10 protein-coding genes and 1 pseudogene are annotated in these 19,197 nt (G+C 63.3%); 7 read left to right on the top strand and 4 right to left on the bottom strand.

The annotated features are described in order from the left end of the window. Nucleotides 1–78: 78 nt before the first annotated feature. Nucleotides 79–1,413, bottom strand: a complete 1,335-nt coding sequence (gene trhP, locus HU764_RS17485; RefSeq protein WP_186682201.1) for a prephenate-dependent tRNA uridine(34) hydroxylase TrhP — start codon at nucleotides 1,411–1,413, stop codon at nucleotides 79–81. A gap of 130 nt (nucleotides 1,414–1,543) precedes the next feature. Here trhP and HU764_RS17480 point away from each other — a divergent pair, with 130 nt between their 5' ends. Next, a complete protein-coding gene (locus HU764_RS17480; RefSeq protein WP_027596563.1) occupies nucleotides 1,544–2,608 on the top strand; it encodes an AI-2E family transporter in 1,065 nt (354 codons plus the stop codon). A gap of 121 nt (nucleotides 2,609–2,729) precedes the next feature. Here HU764_RS17480 and HU764_RS17475 read toward each other — a convergent pair. From HU764_RS17475 to HU764_RS17465, 3 genes and pseudogenes are all read right to left on the bottom strand, one after another. Further along, nucleotides 2,730–3,184, bottom strand: a pseudogene (locus HU764_RS17475) (REP-associated tyrosine transposase). 211 nt (nucleotides 3,185–3,395) lie between these two features. Then, a complete protein-coding gene (gene phnX / locus HU764_RS17470) occupies nucleotides 3,396–4,223 on the bottom strand; it encodes a phosphonoacetaldehyde hydrolase (RefSeq protein ID WP_027596561.1) in 828 nt (275 codons plus the stop codon). Nucleotides 4,224–4,257: 34 nt separating this feature from the next. Continuing rightward, nucleotides 4,258–5,364, bottom strand: a complete 1,107-nt coding sequence (locus HU764_RS17465) for a 2-aminoethylphosphonate--pyruvate transaminase (protein WP_186682199.1) — start codon at nucleotides 5,362–5,364, stop codon at nucleotides 4,258–4,260. 134 nt (nucleotides 5,365–5,498) lie between these two features. Here HU764_RS17465 and HU764_RS17460 point away from each other — a divergent pair, with 134 nt between their 5' ends. The 6 genes from HU764_RS17460 (at nucleotide 5,499) to HU764_RS17435 (ending at nucleotide 19,191) form a co-directional block, all read left to right on the top strand. Next, nucleotides 5,499–6,362 carry a LysR substrate-binding domain-containing protein gene (locus HU764_RS17460; RefSeq protein ID WP_186682197.1) on the top strand — a complete coding sequence of 288 codons (864 nt, stop codon included), beginning with the start codon at nucleotides 5,499–5,501 and terminating at the stop codon, nucleotides 6,360–6,362. Between the two features lie 64 nt (nucleotides 6,363–6,426). Beyond that, nucleotides 6,427–7,461, top strand: coding sequence for an AraC family transcriptional regulator (locus HU764_RS17455; RefSeq protein WP_186703842.1), 1,035 nt, complete (start codon nucleotides 6,427–6,429; stop codon nucleotides 7,459–7,461). Between the two features lie 72 nt (nucleotides 7,462–7,533). Further along, on the top strand, nucleotides 7,534–12,006 hold the full coding sequence (locus tag HU764_RS17450) for an NEL-type E3 ubiquitin ligase domain-containing protein (protein WP_186703841.1): 4,473 nt from the start codon (nucleotides 7,534–7,536) through the stop codon (nucleotides 12,004–12,006). 112 nt (nucleotides 12,007–12,118) lie between these two features. Further along, nucleotides 12,119–16,675 carry an NEL-type E3 ubiquitin ligase domain-containing protein gene (locus tag HU764_RS17445; protein WP_186703840.1) on the top strand — a complete coding sequence of 1,519 codons (4,557 nt, stop codon included), beginning with the start codon at nucleotides 12,119–12,121 and terminating at the stop codon, nucleotides 16,673–16,675. 89 nt (nucleotides 16,676–16,764) lie between these two features. Next, nucleotides 16,765–18,411: an acyl-CoA synthetase gene (locus HU764_RS17440; protein ID WP_186703870.1), complete on the top strand. Its 1,647-nt coding sequence runs from the start codon at nucleotides 16,765–16,767 to the stop codon at nucleotides 18,409–18,411. Between the two features lie 12 nt (nucleotides 18,412–18,423). Continuing rightward, complete coding sequence (locus HU764_RS17435) at nucleotides 18,424–19,191, top strand: SDR family NAD(P)-dependent oxidoreductase (RefSeq protein WP_186703839.1); 768 nt, start codon at nucleotides 18,424–18,426, stop codon at nucleotides 19,189–19,191. Nucleotides 19,192–19,197: the final 6 nt, after the last annotated feature.

Below are 19,197 nucleotides of genomic sequence, written 5' to 3'. Positions count from 1 at the left end.
GGCGTGGCCTCATGCGAGAGAGCCTTGATGTTGGCCGTTGCTGGCTGTCAGCCAGCTGAGCTGCGCATTACAGCGTTGTCAGGCGGCGGCCTCGTCGTGGCGCAGGTCACGCATCAGCAGGCCGTACTCCAGCGGGACCTGCTCCGGAATCGGCAGGTACACCACATGGCCGTCACCCGGAGCTACCTCGATGGCCTGCTGCTGGCGGTCGCACAGGCGGTGCAGGTCGAAATGGTAGTTGCCGCGCGGGGTCATCAGCTCCAAGTGGTCGCCCACGGCGAAGCGGTTCTTGACCTTGATCTCAGCCAGGCCGTCCACACGCGCGCCGGTCAGTTCGCCGACGAACTGCTGGCGGTCAGACACCGAGTTGCCACGCTGGTAGTTCTGGTACTCATCGTGCACATGCCGGCGCAGGAAGCCTTCGGTGTAGCCGCGCTGCGCCAGGGATTCGAGGTTGCCCATCAGGGCGCGGTCGAAAGGCCGGCCTGCCACGGCGTCGTCGATGGCCTGGCGGTAGGACTGCACCGCGCGGGCGCAGTAGAAGTGCGACTTGGTGCGGCCTTCGATTTTCAGCGAGTGCACGCCCATGCTGGCCAGCCGTTCGACGTGCTGGATGGCGCGCAGGTCCTTGGCGTTCATGATGTAGGTGCCGTGCTCGTCCTCGAACGCCGGCATCGCTTCCTCTGGGCGGTTGCTTTCCTGCAGCAGGAAGACCTGATCGGTTGGGGCACCGAGCCCCAGGGTCGGTTGCACTTCGCGCACGATGTCGCCGGTAGCATCCTCGCTGGCCGGCGTGGCGTCGTACTTCCAGCGGCAAGCATTGGTGCAGGTGCCTTGGTTGGCGTCACGCTTGTTGAGGTAGCCCGACAGCAGGCAGCGGCCAGAGTAGGCCATGCACAGGGCACCGTGGACGAACACTTCCAGTTCCATGTCCGGCACGTGGTGGCGGATGTCTTCAATCTCTTCGAGCGACAGCTCTCGCGACAGGATCACCCGGCTCAGCCCCAGCTGTTGCCAGAACTGCACGCTCGCCCAGTTGACGGTGTTGGCCTGCACCGACAAATGCACCGGCATCTGTGGGTAGTGCTGGCGCACCAGCATGATCAGGCCGGGGTCGGACATGATCAGCGCATCCGGCGCCATCGCGATCACCGGTGCGAGGTCCTTGAGGAAGGTTTTCAGCTTGGCATTGTGCGGGGCGATGTTGATTACCACGTAGAAACGCTTGCCCAGGGCATGAGCCTCCTGGATGCCCAGCGCCAGGTTGGCGTGGTCGAATTCGTTGTTGCGCACCCGCAGGCTGTAGCGTGGTTGGCCGGCATAGACGGCGTCGGCGCCGTAGGCGAAGGCGTAGCGCATTGTCTTGAGGGTGCCAGCGGGGGCCAGCAGTTCGGGCTTGGCGGGAGGGGTCATGTGCGCACCGGGGCAAAAGGCCTGGATGCTAAGGTTTGGCGGTTTTGCTGGCATTGACCTGAATCAACGGCGCGACGGCACTTTTACCCCTGTGCCGCGCACTAACGTTCAGGACACTTGAGGATCCTTCATGAACGAAACCGCTTTGCAGAACAGAGCCTTGGCCGTGCTCCTGGCACTGGTGACCATCGCCTTCGTGTGGATCTTGCTGCCTTACTACGGGGCCATCTTCTGGGCGGTGATTCTCGGCATCCTGTTCGCGCCGCTGCAGCGTAGCCTGCTGATACGGTTTGGCAGACGGCGCAACCTTGCCGCCGCCACGACGCTGTTGATTTGCCTGGTGGTGGCTGTATTACCTGTGATCATCACCAGTGCCTTGTTGGTGCAGGAGGGGGCGACGTTGTACCAGCGCATCGAGAGTGGGCAATTGGACATTGCCGGCTACGTCGAGCATGGCATGAACATGCTGCCGGGGTTCGTGCAGCACGGCCTGGACAGCTTGGGCATCGGCAACCTGGAAGGGCTGCGCGAGAAGATCACCAAATGGGCCACCCAAGGCAGCCAGGCGTTGGCCAGCCAGGCCTACAGCTTTGGGCAGGGCACGTTCGAGTTTCTGGTGAGCTTCGGCATCATGGTTTACCTGCTGTTCTTTTTCCTGCGCGAGGGTGCGGAAGTCGCGCGCCGCGTACGCCTTGCGGTGCCCCTGCCCGAACACCAGAAGCGCCGCTTGCAGCTGAAGTTCAACCGCGTGGTGCGAGCAACGGTCAAGGGCAACGTGTTGGTTGCCATTACCCAGGGCGCGCTTGGCGGCTTCATATTCTGGGTGCTGGATATCCCCAGTGCGTTGGTGTGGGCGGTGATGATGGCGTTTCTGTCGCTGCTGCCAGCGGTGGGGGCGGGGATCGTGTGGGCGCCGGTGGCGGCGTATTTCCTATTGAGCGGGGCGATTCTGCCGGGGGTGATCCTCACGGCATTTGGGGTGCTGGTGATCGGCCTGGTGGACAACGTGCTGCGCCCGATTCTGGTGGGCAAGGACACGCGCATGCCGGATTACCTGATTCTGGTGTCCACATTGGGTGGGTTGGCGGTGTTCGGGCTCAACGGGTTTGTGATCGGGCCCTTGATCGCCGCCTTGTTCGTGTCGAGCTGGGCGATTTTTGTAGCCACCAAGCCGCAGGTGCAGTTGCCGCAGTAGGGCTGCTTTGCAGCCCATCGCCGGCAAGCCGGCTCCCACAGGTGCGGCGCTAACCTTGGCGTCTGCACAGATCCTGTGGCTTGCCGGCGATGAGGCCTGAACAGGCTGCAACTTGGGTTGATTACAGCCAGATCGCATCCCAGTGTGAGTAATCCCCAATTCGCTCTACCAAACCCGCCCGCTTAGGGTTCAAGACGATGTAACGTGCACTGCCTGCACATTCTCCTCCCTTCGCAAGGCTCGATCATGAAAGCCTTTCTGCCAGAGCCGCCCACTGCGTCCTTGCAGTCTGTTGATCGCCAGCGTGCTACGTGACTTCACCCGGCGCATCAGGGTTTTCAGGCTCACCGGCCCCAGCTCAACCAGCCAATGAAAATGGTCAGGCATCACCACCCATGCCAGAGATTGAGCTGCGCCTTCGTCCTGCGCCTGGCGCAACTGAGCGACCAGCAAGCGGGCAGACTGAAGCTCATTCAGAAGCGGGGCTCTGTGTAGCGTTGTGCTGGTTAGTAGGTATAACCGGTTGGGCTCTGAAAACCGACCGAGTCTCAATTGGCTAGAGCGAGGACTGTCCATGTTGCCTATTCCTGATGGTTTGCTCATCAGGCTAGTGACAGTGGGCTGTTGGTGCGGGCTGAATTGAGACCCAGTATTTCACATTTAATGGACGCCGCTCCCATCGCCGGCAAGCCCCCACAGGGATAGCGCTGGCCTTGAGCACTGAGCATTTTTTGTGGGAGCCGGCTTGCCGGCGATTGGGCTGCAAGGCAGCCCCGTTTGGGTCGGGTCAGGATGCTTGCGGCATCTCGCCCTTGGCCAGGCGCCGGTTGATGTCGGCAATCACTTCGGGCAGCTCATTGATGGTGTCGATCAGGTAGTGCGGGCGGGAGCTGGCGAACAGCGCGTGAATGCGCGTGCGCTCGCGCTCCAGTTTCTCGGCACTCAACGCGCGGTAGCCTTCCCAGGTCAGCCCCAGGGCGTTGCCGGAGCACACCAGTGCCACCGTCCACATGCCTGCACGGCGGCCTTCGAGGATGCCCGGTACGGTGTCATCGACCTTCACGCAGGCGGCCACGTCATCGATGCCCAGGGCAATCACGTTGGCCAGGGCCTGGGCCGGCCAGGGGCGGCCGTTCGGGGTTTCGTCGGTGGCCACCACATGGTCGGCGACATAGCCGTTTTGGGCGGCAAGTTCCACCACTTTATCCATCACCACCTTCGGGTAGCCCGAGCACGAGCCGATCTTCAGGCCGTCCTGGCGCAGGCCGGTGAGGGTGTCCAGGGCGCCGGGGATAAGCGCCGAGTGCACGGCGATCTTCTCGATCTGCAGCGGCATGAAGCGGTTGTAGATGGCCGTGACGTCATCGTCGGTGGGTGTGCGGCCGAACACCTTGCGGTAGCGTTCGGCGATTTCCGGCACGTTACACAGGGTGCGGATGTGGTCCCACTTGCCCATGCCCATCGGGCCTCGGGCTTCTTCGATGGACACCTGGACGTCGAACTCGGCAAAGGCTTCGACGAAGATCTGGGTGGGGGCGAACGAGCCGAAGTCGACCACGGTGCCGGCCCAGTCGAGGATGGCGGCTTGCAGCTGGGTAGGGTTGCTGTAGTTCATGTGCGCTATTTCCTGAATTGGGGTGGGCAAAGGGTCAGATGTCCAGCACTTCCATTTCCCGCAGCACTTCGGCCACGGCGTTGACTGCAGCCTGCATGCCATCAGGCCCGACCACGCCGATGCAGCCGACGCGGAAGGTCTCGACCTGGGTCAGCTTGCCGGGGTAAAGGATGAAGCCCTTGGCCTTGACTCGCTCGTAGAAGTCTTTGAACTGGTAGCGGGCATCGTTCGGGGCATGGAAGGTGACGATGATCGGCGCCTGGATATCGGCCGGCAGGAAGCTGCGCAGGCCGAGGGCGGCCATGCCGTCGAGCAGGGCCTTGCAGTTGTCGGCGTAGCGCTGGTGGCGCGCGGGCAGGCCGCCTTCTTCGTTGTACTGCTGCAGCGCTTCATGCAGCGCCGCGACCACGTGGGTAGGTGGGGTGAAGCGCCACTGGCCGGTCTTGGCCATGTAGGCGTGCTGGTCATGCAGGTCCATGGCCAGCGAGTGGGCATTGCCTTCGGCGGCGGCCAGGGCGGTTTTTTCGGCGAAGACGAAGCCCATCCCCGGCACGCCTTCCAGGCACTTGCCCGAGGCCGCGATCAGTGCGTCGAAGGGGACCTCGCGGGCATCGATCGGCAGTGCGCCGAACGAGCTCATGGCGTCGATGATCAGGCGCTTGCCGTGGCGCTTGATCACCTGGGCGATCTCGGCCAGTGGGTTGAGGATGCCGGTGCTGGTTTCGCAGTGGATCAACGCCACGTGGGTGACGGCTGGGTCGGCGGCCAGCAGGCGGTCGACATCGGCGGCGGTGGTCGGTTGGTCTTCGGCGGTTTCGAAGGTGCTGTAGGTGCGGCCCAGCACCTTGCAGATTTTCGCCAGGCGTTGCCCATAGGCGCCGTTGATCAGCACCAGCACCTTGCCATTGCGGGGTACCAAGGTGCCGATGGCGGCTTCCACGGCGAAGGTACCGCTGCCTTGCAGGGGGACGCAGTGGTGGCTGACGCTGCCGTCGATGATCGCCAGCAGTTGCTCGCAGACGCTGGCGGTGAGTTGGTTGAAGTCGTTGTCCCAGGAGCCCCAGTCCACCAGCATGGCTTGGCGGGTGCGCAGCGACGTGGTCAGGGGGCCGGGGGTCAGCAGGATGGGTGCGTTGCTCATTCCGTGGTTCCTCACAAGCGGCGGGTGGTCAGCCGAAAAATCTGGCGCTGAAACTACGGGGGCTAGGTTGCAATTGGCTAAGCTATCAATCAAATTGTTTGTTGTTATGCCAGCCATAAGTCAGGCCGATAAACATGAACCTGTTCCAGCTCCGCGCTTTCGATGCCGTCGCCCGTGAGGGCAGCTTTACCCGTGCCGCCGCGCGGCTGTTCATCAGCCAGCCGGCTGTGACCGGGCACGTCAAGGCGCTGGAGGAGCACTACCAGATCACCCTGCTCAGGCGCACGGCACGGCGGGTGGAACTGACCGAGGAGGGCACGCGGCTGGCGGCCATCACCCGGGCGATGTTCGGCCTGGCCGAAGAAGCCCAGGCGATGCTCGAGGCCAACCGGCAGTTGCTGACGGGGCGCCTGGAGGTGGCGGCGGACGGCCCGCACCGCGTGATGCCGATGCTCGCCCAATTGCGCGAGCGCTACCCGGGCATCACCGTCAACCTGCGCTTGGGCAATGCCCAGGAAACCTTGGCCGCGCTGTTGTCCGAGCACGCCGATGTCGCGGTGCTGACCGAAATCGAACCGCGCAAGGGCCTGTACCTGCAAAGCCTGTGCGAGTCGCGGCTGTGCGCGTTGCTGCCAGCGGGGCATGCGTGGGCGAACGGTGAAGGCGACTTGCCGTTGACCGCGCTGAATCAGCAGATCATGGTGCTGCGCGAGCCCAGTTCGACCACCCGCCGTACGTTCGACAAGGCCTGTGCCGCTGCCGGGGTGCAGCCCCGTGTGCTGCTGGAGCTCGACAGCCGTGAAGCGGTGACCGAGGCGGTGGCGTCGGAACTGGGGGTTGGCGTGGTGTCGTCGACCGAGGTGGCCCATGACCCGCGCGTGGTGGCGCGGCCGCTGGCGGGAGACGGCCTGGTCAATCAACACATGATCGGCTGCCTGGAGCGGCGCCGCGAACTGCGGTTGATCCAGGCGTTTCTGGGGTTGGCGGCCAACCTGTGAGGCGACGCTGGCGTTTTTCCTGCCCCGGCCTAAGATGGCCGGCATAGACCCACCTGGATGGCCGATGAGCGATAAAGACACCATCTCCATGCAACTGGTGCGTGAAGCCCTGTTGCAGACCTGCCCGGCCGGGCAGCCCGATGTCGGCGTGCTGCAGCGTGCCGGTATCGACCCGACGCAGCTCGAGTTGCCCCAGGCACGCGTCTCTGCCGATGCCTATGCGCGGCTGTGGCGGCTGCTGGCGCGCCGCTGCAACGACGAGTTTTTCGCCATGGACCCACGCGGGCTGCCGGTGGGCAGCCTGGCGTTTCTGACGCGTGCGGCCATGGCGCAGCCTACGCTCGGGGCTGGCCTTGAAATTGCCATGGGGTTTCTGTCGCTGATGCTCGAAGACTTGCAGCCAAGCCTGGTGCGCCAGCAAAGCCTGGCCGAAATCGTCATCAACGAGCCGCGTGAGCAACCGCGCCGGGCCTTTACCTATTTTACCTTCTGGATGATCGTGCACGGCGTCGCGTGTTGGCTGGCGGGGCGGCGCATTCCGATCCTGACCATCGACCTGCGCTGCGCCGAGCCGCCGTTCTGTGACGATTACCGGGTAATGTTCTCGGAGAACCTGCAGTTCGAACGCCCGCGCTCGCGCATCATCATTGCGGCCGACTGCCTGGACCTGCCGCTTAAGCGCACACCGCAGGAATTGCAGCGTTTTCTGGCCGAGGCGCCGGGCAACATCCTGGTCAAGTACCGCGACCCGGCCAGCCTGGCCCGGCGTATCCGTGGCCAACTGCTGGCCCTTGACCCGGCGCAATGGCCGGATGCCGAAAGCCTTGCCCACGACTTGTGCCTGTCTGGCGCGACCCTGCGGCGTCGCTTGGCCGACGAGGGCCAGACTTATCAGCGGCTCAAGGACAGCGCCCGCCGTGAGTTGGCCATCGCCTGGCTGGCGCAAACGGAGCCGGCCCTGGGCGAGATCGCCGAGCGGCTGGGGTTTGCCGACAGCAGTTCGTTCTACAAGGCCTTTCGCAAATGGTTTGGTTGTAATCCGGGGCACTACCGGGCGCTGATCCAGGCAGAAGGCCTTGGCGGAGCTCGGGGCGATTGAAGCGTTTCCAGCTGATGGGAAGGGCATGCAGGCACAAGCATGTACGGCCCATCGCCTACCACTGGAACCGCCATGCCCACGCCAACTGCCACTCAGCAATTGCCTGCCGTGCAAGCGAAGCTGTCGACTGCAACGGATGACTTCATCAAGGGCCAGTTACCCGACTGGCTAAAGCGCGCCACACCCTCGCAGATCAATGCGCTGCGCAGCCTTTTCAGTGAGCACAAGAAAAGCCAGCAGTTACTGCACGACGCAATCGGTGGCTTGCCCCCGCTGCGGCAATTTGCCGAAACGCATTTTCAAACGCTGCTGCCGGACACCTTGCCCCCAGGTGTGCGATTGGCAGATTTGTTTTGGATCAAAGTGACCAACGCAGCCCAGCCGGATTTGAACAGGTTTGCCTACCCCCGCAAGTACACCTACGAACCCGCGTTGGCCCGCCTGATGCAGGGCTTGCAAACCGGCGCTGATTTTCTGTTGAGCAAGGGCCTTGGCTTTGAAGGGAGCACCTCCCTGCTGGTGGAGGCCGATGACGCGTTTATTGACCGCTGTCGGCAACTGGACGTGGGCAGGCGCTATCAGGATGAACTAGACCAGGTCTATAACCCGCAAAACCTGAACCTGCTTGCCGCGGACAAACGCAACGGCTTCAGCCTGGCTGTCGAGCTTGCTGCGCTAAAAGGGCACCTCACCGCGTGGGAGCATGCAGCCCTGCGCGATGTTGCGGCGTTTGCCCCGAATACCTATGGGCAGCCCAAACCTCACTTTGTCAGCACGCTCGAGATGCTCGGGCAGACACTTTCCAATACCTTGCTGATTGAGCTACGTACACCCGCCAACGTCAGCCAGGGCGTGCTGCTGTACCTGCCTGGCGATTCGCATAACGCCTTGCGCCGCTACGTGTCGATGGCCGAGATGCAGCAGACGCTTGCCGTCGAGTTGCAGCAAGCGGGCTTTCGCCAGGCGCTGGCGCAACAAGTGAGCCTGAAGCAGCGTCCTGGGTTTACGCAGACACTCGGCTTGCGCTTGCAGGACACGCAACCGGACCTGTCGCTGACACGGGGTGAAATGGTCGAGGACGCCTTTCTGACGTTGGCCAGGCTGCAGGTGCTACAGGCGAAGGCCGATGCCCGGTTGCTGCTGGTGCCCACCGTCGACGTCGACAAAGCGGCCACCGAGCATAGCTTGCAGATGTGGAAGGCGCTGGGCATCGGCGTGGTCAACTTGGCCGGGCTGTTCGTGCCAGCAGTGGGGGCGTTGCTGTTGGGGCAACTGGTGGTACAGACCTTGTCTGAGGTGTTCGAGGGCGTCAGGGATTGGTCGCGGGGCCATCAGCATGAGGCGCTGCAGCATTTTCTCAGCGTCGCCGAAGTGGTGGCGCTCACCGGCGCGACGGTCGCCGGGGTGGCGGTGGTGCGCAGTGTGTTCGTTGACAAGCTCGAACCCGTCGCCTTGGGCACGCAGCAGGTGCGGCTGTGGAACAACGACCTGGCCCCTTATGAAACAACCCCTGAAGACCGAAGCCTGCAGCCTGATGGCCTGTATGGCGCGGGCAAGCGCCGCTGGCTGCGTTTGCAGGCCCGTTATTACGAAGTGCATCGCCCTGTGGCCAACGGCTCTTGGCGCTTGCGCCATCCGCTGGACGACAGTGCCTATGGGCCGGCGCTGGTGCACAACGGCGAGCGCGGCTGGCGCTTGCAGCTCGACCAGCCACTGGCGTGGGACGACAGCGCCCGCATGCTCGATTGCCTGTGGCCACAGGATCCGCCCGTCGACAGGCAGACGGCCGAGCAGATCCTGAAGGTGGCCGGTATCGACCAGGATGAATTACGCGGTGTGCTGGTGGAGAACCGTGCGGCCCCCATCACCCTCGCCGACACGCTGCGCCGTTTTGCTGCGGACGCACGCATCGAGGCTTTCGTCCGCCACTTAGGCAACGAAACGCACCTGCCCCGCGATGAAGAGCTGCTGACTTGGCTAAGCGCGCAGCGTGAAGTCGCAGGCCCTTCGGCTGGCCTGCGCGACAGGTTGCTGCTACAGCTGCCGGCCATGCGCTGGCGGGCGTTCGAACATTTGGCCTACGCCCCGCGCTCCGCCGCCTCAGTGGCCGGCCTGGTGTTGCGCGAGTTCCCAGGATTGCCGAAGGGTTACATCCCTGAGGTGCTGAAAGATTGCAGTGCAGTCGAATACGCCATTGCCCGTCGCGAGCAGCGGTTACCACTGCCACTGGCCAGCAAAGCGCGAGCGCTGCTGCGCGCCGCACGCCTGACCCGAGCCATCGAAGGTTTCTACCTGGCCAGTGCCAGTTGCAGCGAAACCGATGAGCTTGCCGTCGCCTTGCTGCGCAAGCTGCCAGCGTGGCCCGCTGGCCTCGCGCTCGAGGTGCGCGAGGCGACGCCGCAGGGTCGGCTGGTGGCCAGCTTTGTTCCCGAGGGCCAGGGAACGGCGCGTGTTCAGTTGGTTCGCATCAATCGGTATTTCCAGCTGTACGATGCGCAAGGGCAAGCCCTGCCTCAGCCCCACCCGGTGCCTGCCACGGTTTTCGAAGCCCTGGTCGCGGCGTTGTCGCCAGCCCAATTGCAAGCACTCGGCATTGAAGGGGATGACCCGGCCCTGGCCTTGAGAGAAAAGCTGCGAGCACAGTTGCCAGCCTCACACCAGGATTGTGTGGCACTGCTTGGATGGACGCCGCAACAGCGCTGGTTCAATCCGGGCCAGCGCCTGGCCGATGGCCGCGTGGGCTATTTGCTCAGCGGCCGGGGTGCGGTGGTACAGACTCCGCGGCAAACCTTGCTCACCGGCTTGCGCCGGCTTTTCCCGGGTCTGGACGACAACCAGCTGAACCAGGAACTGGAGCACCTGCTGCAGGGCGAGGACATGCCGTTTGCACGGCTGGCAGGTTTGCAGGATGACCATGAGCAATTGAATCGGGCGGTCAACCATTGGGTATCCGCAGAGTTCAGCAATAGCAGGCGGGCCAGTCGGCAGTTGATCGCCGATCGGGTGCTCCGTGCCTGGCGTGGACAAGGGGAGCGCTTGTCACTGGGCTTCGGCGAACTGGCCAGCCTGCCGGCACTGCCAGGGCACGTGCACTTTCGCTTCGTGACGTCGCTGGTCATTAACGACACCGCCATCAGTAGTGTGCCGAGTGACTTTTTGCACAGCTTCACCCACGTGCACTACCTGAACCTCAGTGGTAACCGGTTGTTGAGTATTCCGCCCGGGCTCAGCTACCTGCCTCAGTTGCGGACACTGCGGCTGGCGCGCAACGTGATCCGTCTGAATGCGTCGGCTGTCGAGACACTTGCCGGGCTGGCCGAACTGACACGGCTGGACCTGAGCTACAACCCGCTGGGGGCGCTGCACTTGCGCTTCAATCGGCTGCAGCAACTGATGCATCTGAACCTGCGCCACTGCCGGTTGGGTATCTGGCCGCAGTACATCGAGCTGTGCCAGAACCTGCAGGTGGTGGACCTGCGTGACAATCAGCTCAGCGCGGTGGCTGATGAAACACTGCAGATGCCGCAAGCCTTCCGCCAGGTGTTCCTGGTGGGGCGCAACCGCTTGAGCAACCGCCAAGTCATGGCCCTTTACGCCCCCGAAACGATACCCGAGGTGCTGGAGGCCACTGTGGACCCCGCGTACGTGCGCGACTTATGGCTTCAGGCCTCGCCTGAGCCACTGCAGGACGAGCGAGCCTTGGCATGGGCAGCCATGGCCATGCATCGCAACAGCGACGCTTTCGTTCAATTGCTGGGGCAATTGGAACATGCCTCTGATTATGAGCTGGCACGCCCGCACATAGCCGGGCAGGTGTGGGCGCTGCTGGAGGAGATGCGCCTCAATGACACGCTGCGCAATGCAGTATTCGAGCAGGCTGTCGACACGCCGTCTGGCGAGAGACGGGCAGTGGATGTGTTCACACGGATGCAACTGCACAGCTTGCAGGCGCGCGCTCAGGCAAATGCCCATCGTCTCGAGCGGGTCAATGAGCATATCGGTTTGGGGCTCAGCCTGTTCCGTTTGGACTTCCTGAGCCTGTTTGCACGGCAGACGGCCGCTCAAGTGAATGAGGCACGGGAAAACGCCCGGCTGGCTGACCCTGCGTTAATGGGCTTGGCCGATGTCGATGTCCGGGACATCGACTTGCTCTATCGCGTCAGGCTGAGGGAGGCCCTGAGCCTGCCTGGCCAACCCCAAACCCTGCGTAATGCCGAGGCGCTGGGTGTCAGTGAGGCGTCGATAGAGGATGCCAGGCAACGTATCGAACGGGTGGGCGATATCGAGACGTTTGCCGAAGACTTGAGCCAACGCGGCTTCTGGCAGCGCTACTTGCGTAGCCAGCACGCGGAAGATTTTCTCGCCTTGGAGCATGCTCATGGTGAGCGGGTCCGCCGGTTTCATGCCGAGCAGCCAGACGCACCTGCGCCAGTGCGTGCGCAGGCCTTGGAGAACCTGGAGATCGAGCATGAGTCTGCCATGCAGCGTCACAGCGTGGCACTGACGCGCTTCGAGTTGAGGACCAGCCTGGCCCGCCAGGGCTAACGCGAGTTGCGCTATCAACCCTTGAACCTGCCTGCAGGGGCGGTTTTCCGGGTTCAGGCAGGCGGTGGTGGGCCGCAGAGTTAGCGGCTCATCCACCACTGTGATCGACACCATGACCGATACGACCCCAGACCTCCCACGGCAACAGGCAACCGACGCGTTCATCGCGCAAACGCTGCCTGATTGGCTGAAAAACGCTGATCACGAACAGTTGCTGGCCCTGCGCAGCAGCTTTGATGAGCACATGCAGAGCCAACAGAAGATTCAGCAGACGTTTGCCCGGCTGCAGCCGATCGACACGTTCGCCACCGCGTTGCTGGAAGAGCGGTTGCGCGTCGCCATGGCAGTGGATATCGCGCTGGCCAAGGCGCAATGGCGAGAGCAGCGTTTCAAGAAAGTCAACGATCTGCCAGCCCAGCAGTTCGAACCCTACTTCGTGCGCCTGCCGGCATTGCAGAGACTTATGCAGAACTTCAAGGCCGGTGAGTCGTTTTATCCAGATACTGGGCTGGTGTACCCATACGATTCTGCGACGGGCGAGGCGGAGGAAGTGTTGACCACCTCGGGTGAGATGCTGGTCGAGACCTGTCGAGCGCTGGATATTGGCAAGCAGTACCAGGAGCACCTCGACACGCTGCTTGATGCCGACTGTATGGCCCTGATTGCCGATGACAAGCGCTTGCAGCTAGTCCTGGCTATCGAAATCGCGACGTTGAAAGCGCAGTTGCCGGACGATGACTTGGCGATGCTGCGGCGGATCGTGCAAGGCAAGCCGCCGACTCATGCTCGCAGCAACCGCGCCTATGTAGGCGCGTTGACTGTGCTGGATTGCCGAGTAGAGGGTGCCATGGCATTCGAGCGGCTGGATGTGGCCCCGTTGTACGGCTCAAAGTCTTCCCGCGTCGTGACGGGTGTCATCTTGTATCTGCCAGACGATCATGAGCAGTCGCTGCGTGCCTATGGCACGTGGCGCGAGGCTAGCCTGGACCTTGGCAGGCGTTTGCGTGAGCCCGGCTATCAGCGGGCATTTAGCCAGCGCATCGCGTTAGCCGACCGCCCTGAATACCTCAATACCTTGGGCAAGCGTCTGGCCGATGCGCACACCGATGCCCAGTGTGCTTGCGAGGAGATCCATGAGGCGCTGTTCGCGACCTTGGCTGCACAGCAGGTGCAGCGGATCCGTGACGACGCACGGTTTATCGCGGTGCCCACTGCCCAGGTCGATGCCCGCGTCAGTGCCCAACGCTTGCGAACGCTGGAGGCGATAGGCATGGGCCTGCTCAACCTGGCCGGCCTGTTCGTACCCGTGATCGGTGAGGTGCTGGCGGCCGACATGATTGGCCAAACGCTGAAGGATGTGTGTGAGGGGGTCGAGGACTGGCATCAAGGGCATCGCCATGAAGCCATCGAGCACCTGCTGGGCGTCGCCGAAACGGTGGTGGTCAGCGCTGCCTTGGTTGGCGGCACTGCCGTGGTCGCCCGAGGCTTCACCCGCAGCGCGCAGGTCGATCAATTGCTGCCGATACTCAACGATGGGGGAGCGCCGCGGTTATGGGACGGGGATATCAGCCATTATGAGGACAAGGCGCCGCCCACCGACCTGCTGGCGCTGGAGAACGGTTTGCTCGCCAAAGGGGAAGGGCGCTGGTGGCGTAACGGCGATACCTACTACCAGGTCAGGCCCGTGCTTGGCCGCAGTGGCTGGCAACTCTGTCACCCGCAACGCCAGGCAAGCTTCGGCCCTATACTCGAGTTTAACGGCGAGCGCAGCTGGCGCTTACCGAGCGAGCGACCACTGGCGTGGCAAGGGGAAGGCCTGCTGTTGGGTCGCCTTTGGCCGCCAGCGGCAGCGCTGAGCGAGCAACGTATCGGGCAGATCCTCAAGGTGGCCGATGTCGACCAGGAGCATCTGCGCGGGCTGTTGGTGGAGGCACGGCCGTTACCGGTGGCATTGCGTGACACGGTCGAACGGTTCGCCGTGGAGGCTAGAATCGAGGCGTTCTTCACGCAATTGGCCGAAGGTCAGCCGGCAGACGCCCCGCTGTGGCAGTGGTGCATGGACAGCTTGCGCATCGAGACGTTGTCATTGGAAGAGCAGCGCCTGGAACTGCTGGATAGAGCGGCAGAGCTCAGGGAGCAACTGCTGGAGCATCTCTCGCGCCAATACCTGGCGACAGACCCTTTGTTGCAGTTGATCCAGAGGGACTTCAGCGGTCTGCCCGACGCCTATGCGCTCGATGTGCTCAGGTCGGCAACTGACACCGAGCGCGCGTGGATGCTCAGGGAAGACCGCATCCCCTTACCTGTTGCTGAAAGGGCCCGTGAGCATTTGCAAATGGCGCGGCTGACGCGCATGCGTGAAGGCCTTTACCTCAAAGGCAGTTATCACCCCGATACGGTCAAACTGGTGTTTGCGCTATTGCGCCAGCAGGCCAACCTGAGCGGGGCGGTCGACCTGGAATTGCGTGAAGGCTCAGATGTCGGTCGGTTGTTGGCGCAGTTGCACCCGGGCAAGAGCTCGGCATATGTCAGCACCGTGCTGGTGAAGCGCCCAGGTGGCTTCAAGTGCTATGACGCGCAGGGGCGTGAACGGGATATCCACCTGCGCGACCCTGTCGATATCGCCGACGTGTTGGCCAGGCACCTGGCCCCTCGTGATCTTGCTCGCCTGACCTGGGATGGCAGCCAGGCCCCTGAGCAAATCCGCAATGCGCTGCGTAGCTGGCTACCTCGCGAGCGTCAGGCGCAGGCCGAACTCATAGGGTTGCGCGACATCAAACCTGGGCGCAGTCCTTTGCGAAGGCTTGCCGATGGGCGCATCGGGTACCTGCTCAATGGGCGTGATGAACTGCCTGATTCGCTCCGGCAAGACCTAGTCGGCGCGGTGGGGGATTTGTTCCCGTCTTTCCGCACACTGGAAGTGGACCGCTACGTGTCGGTATTGCTCGAATCGCCGGAGACCGCCTATGCCGCGATGATCCGGCTATATAGGGAATATATGGGAATGGACCGGGCTCTGCATGCCTGGGTGTTGGACGTGCCGCCCGGCAACGTGCGTGGCGCGCGTCATCATGTGGCCAGCATGTTGCGCCGCAGTTGGCGTCTGGAAGGGCTGCGCATCGATGCCCAAGGCGCGAGTCGGGAGTATCGGCGCTTGAGCCTGGTCGGGATTGAGGTCGGGAGCTTGCCCACATTGCCTGTCGGCACGCAGTTCGGGCATGTCACCGACCTGAGTTTGATCGGCCTGCGCCTGCAGACGCTACCCCAAGGTTTTCTGCGCTGCTTCAGGGGGCTGCGATTACTCAACCTCAGCAACAATGCCCTGACTACGCTGCCAGCGGAGATCGCCGAGTTGAACCAGTTGACCAGCCTGCGTGTGTCACACAACCGCATCCGCATGACCGAGGCGTTAGCGACCAGCCTGAGCGAGTTGTCGCAGTTGGACACGCTGGACCTGAGCTTCAACCGCTTGGGCGGCGTCAGCCTGCAATTGGGTGAGTTAGCACACCTCAGGGTGCTGAACGTGCGGCGGACCAACCTGCAGACCGTACCCGTCGGGCTTGAGCGTTGTGTACAGCTGGAGTCGGCCAACCTGCGTGACAACCACATCGCCCACGTGCGGCAAAGCCTGTTCGCCATGCCCTTGCAGCGTCGTCGCGCGGTATTGCTGGAGAACAACCCGCTGGCACTGGCCGAGCGTGAACGTTTTCATGCCGTCAACCCATTGCCGGCCCTACCGCCTGAGCCTGCCGAGAACTTTGCGCAAGCCCGGGCGCAATGGCTGGGGCAGTTGGATGGGCCCGCCAGGGCTGGCCGTGAACTGCAATGGGATGCATTGCAGGCCCTCGATGAAAGCTCTGAGTTTTTCAGTTTGCTGAGGGCGTTGACCCTGACCAGCGACTTCCGGCGCGAACCACAGGACCTGGCGCGCCGGGTATGGACGGTGATCGCGGCGGCCAGCGAGGATGCTGCCCTGCGTGATGAACTGTTTGAAACGGCCTCTTCACGTGGCTGTGTGGACAGCGTGATCTCGTGTTTCAGTGCGCAGGAGGTGGGGGTGATGGTGGCGCAGGCGATGCGCGCCGAAGGGGAACCAGCACAGCAAAGCGCCTTGCTTGAACTGGCCACAGGCTTGTTCCGACTGGATCAAGTCGAGGCACAGGCACGCTTGGACATCGAGCGGCGCGTGGCGCTGGAGGAGGACAGGTTGCGCGGCGCCGGGTTGGCAGAGGCTGATGCGGCACAGCGCGCCCGTGACAGCGTGGATGAGATTGAGGTCAGCTTGGCTTACCGCATTGGCCTGGCGCGTGTGTTGAGCCTGCCGGGTCAGCCAAAAACCATGCAGTTCGAGGCACTGGGCGGCGTCAACCAGCAGCAGCTCGACAGTGCCGCGGCTTCAGTGCGCTGGGCGGAAAGTACCGATGCACTGGTGAATTACATCAGTGATCGGGATTTCTGGGTCAAATACCTGCGTGCACGCCATGACGATGAGTTCGTCCAGATCAGACAACCGTTCGATGAGCAAATGGAGGCAGAAAGCCCGCTGGACGAGGCGCGTGGGAGGCAGATCCAGCATGCATACGATGAGGCTGAACGACGGCTGATCCTGCGCCTGACGCGCAAGGCCTTGAGCGAACAGCCCTCAGGCCAAACCGCTCATCACGATTGAGCAATTAGGCCATTGCCGAGCGGCAGGTGTAGCGACACCATCGTCAGATAACGGGTGCACTCCAACAATAAAAAGCCAGGAGTCTGATGATGCGTAACTACGCCGAGGCCGCTCGTGCTTTCGACCATGCCCAGGCCGCCGCTGATGCCCTGCAGGGCGATCTGTCTGCGCTCAACGCCTGCGTCGAATGCTGCGACCGCCATGTGGGCAGCGACAAGCTCGCCCTGCTGTGGGTGAACCGCGACGGCGAAAGCCAGCCGTTCACATTCGATACGCTGTGCGAGCAGGCCGCGCGTTTTGCCAACGTGCTCAAGGCGCAGGGTGTAAAAGCGGGAGACCGCGTTGCCGGCCTGATGCCGCGTACTCCACAGCTGCTGGTGACCATCCTTGCCACGTGGCGCCTGGGTGCTGTCTATCAGCCGCTGTTTACTGCGTTCGGGCCCAAGGCCATCGAGCATCGACTGGAGCAGTCCGGGGCCAAGGTGGTGGTCACCGACAGCCAGAACCGCGCCAAGCTGGATGAGGTGCACGGTTGCCCGACGATCATCAGTGTGCACGCCCGCGCCGGCGAGCTGGACTTCCAGCAGAGCCTGGACGGCGCCGCTGAGCACTGCCCGCCGGTCATGCGCACGGGCGATGACCCTTTCCTGTTGATGTTCACTTCCGGCACCACTGGCCCGGCTAAACCCCTCGAAGTGCCGCTGCGCGCGATCGTCGCCTTCCAGGGTTACATGCGCGACGCCATCGACCTGCGGCCGAAAGACAACTTCTGGAACCTAGCCGACCCGGGCTGGGCCTATGGGCTTTACTACGCCGTCACCGGCCCGCTGGCGCTGGGCCATGCCACGACGTTCTACGATGGCCCGTTCAGCGTGGAAAGCTGCGCGCGGATCATCGACAAGTTCGGCATTACCAACCTGGCCGGTTCGCCAACCGCGTACCGCCTGTTGATCGCGGCAGGCAGCGAATTTTCGGCACCGATCAAAGGCCGCCTGCGGGTGGTCAGCAGCGCCGGCGAGCCGCTCAACCCAGAGGTGATCCGCTGGTTCGCCGACGAGCTTGGGGTAACCATCCACGACCATTATGGGCAGACCGAACTGGGCATGGTGTTGTGCAATCACCATGGCCTGGAGCACCCGGTGCACCTGGGGTCTGCCGGCTTCGCCATCCCCGGGCACCGCATCGTGGTGCTGGACGAGCAGGGCGCGGAGCTGCCGCCTGGCCAGCCCGGCATCCTGGCCGTGGACCGCGAGCAGTCGCCGTTGTGCTGGTTTGGTGGCTACCACGGCGTGCCGACCAAAGCCTTCGTCGGCAAGTATTACCTCAGCGGCGACACGGTCGAACTCAATGCCGATGGCAGCATCAGCTTTGTGGGCCGCAGCGACGACGTGATCACCACCTCCGGCTACCGGGTTGGCCCTTTCGACGTGGAGAGCGCGCTGATCGAGCACCCGGCGGTGGTCGAGGCGGCGGTGGTCGGCAAGCCCGACCCTGAACGCACCGAGCTGATCAAAGCGTTCGTCGTCCTGGCCAAAGGCGTGGAAGGCACCCCCGAGCTGGAAGAAACCCTGCGCCAGCACGTGCGCAAGCGCTTGTACGCCCACGCCTACCCCCGCGAAATCGAATTCGTCAGCGAGCTGCCCAAGACCCCGAGCGGCAAGCTGCAACGCTTCATCCTGCGCAACCAGGAAATCGCCAAACAACAGGCCCAACTGGCCGCTCACGCCAGTGCCTAAAGGAACGACACCATGCAAATAGCCAACAAACACTTTATCGTCAGTGGCGCCGCATCCGGGCTGGGTGCCGCCACCGCACAGATGCTGATCGAGGCCGGTGCCAAGGTCATGCTGGTCGACCTCAATGCTCAGGCGGTCGAAGCCAAGGCGTGTGAACTGGGCGACAACGCCCGCTTTTCGGTCGCCGACATCAGCGACGAGCAGGCCGCCAAGGCTGCGGTCGACGCCGCCGTCAGCGCTTTTGGCAGCCTGCATGGGCAGGTCAACTGCGCCGGTATCGTCGGCGCCGAGAAAGTCCTGGGCAAACAAGGCCCGCATGGCCTGGCCAGTTTCGCCAAGGTCATCAACGTCAACCTGATTGGCAGCTTCAACCTGCTGCGCTTGACTGCAGCAGCGATGGCCGAGGGGCCGGCGGATGAGAGTGGCGAGCGCGGGGTGATCATCAATACCGCCTCTATCGCTGCTTATGACGGGCAGATCGGCCAAGCTGCGTACGCGGCATCCAAGGGTGCCATCGCCAGCCTCACCCTGCCAACGGCCCGTGAGCTGGCGCGTTTCGGCATCCGCGTGATGACCATCGCCCCGGGCATTTTCGAAACCCCGATGATGGCCGGCATGACCCAGGAAGTGCGTGACTCGCTGGCCGCCGGGGTGCCGTTCCCGCCGCGCCTGGGCCGCCCTCAGGAATACGCTGCACTGGCCCGCCACATCATCGAGAACAGCATGCTCAACGGCGAGGTGATCCGCCTCGACGGCGCGCTGCGCATGGCTGCCAAGTAAGGAGTA

Source organism: Pseudomonas kermanshahensis (assembly GCF_014269205.2).
In the GTDB taxonomy this organism is placed as follows: domain Bacteria; phylum Pseudomonadota; class Gammaproteobacteria; order Pseudomonadales; family Pseudomonadaceae; genus Aquipseudomonas; species Aquipseudomonas kermanshahensis.
The sequence above is the reverse complement of the archived record's forward strand: the minus strand, read 5'-3'. Positions and strand labels throughout refer to the sequence as shown.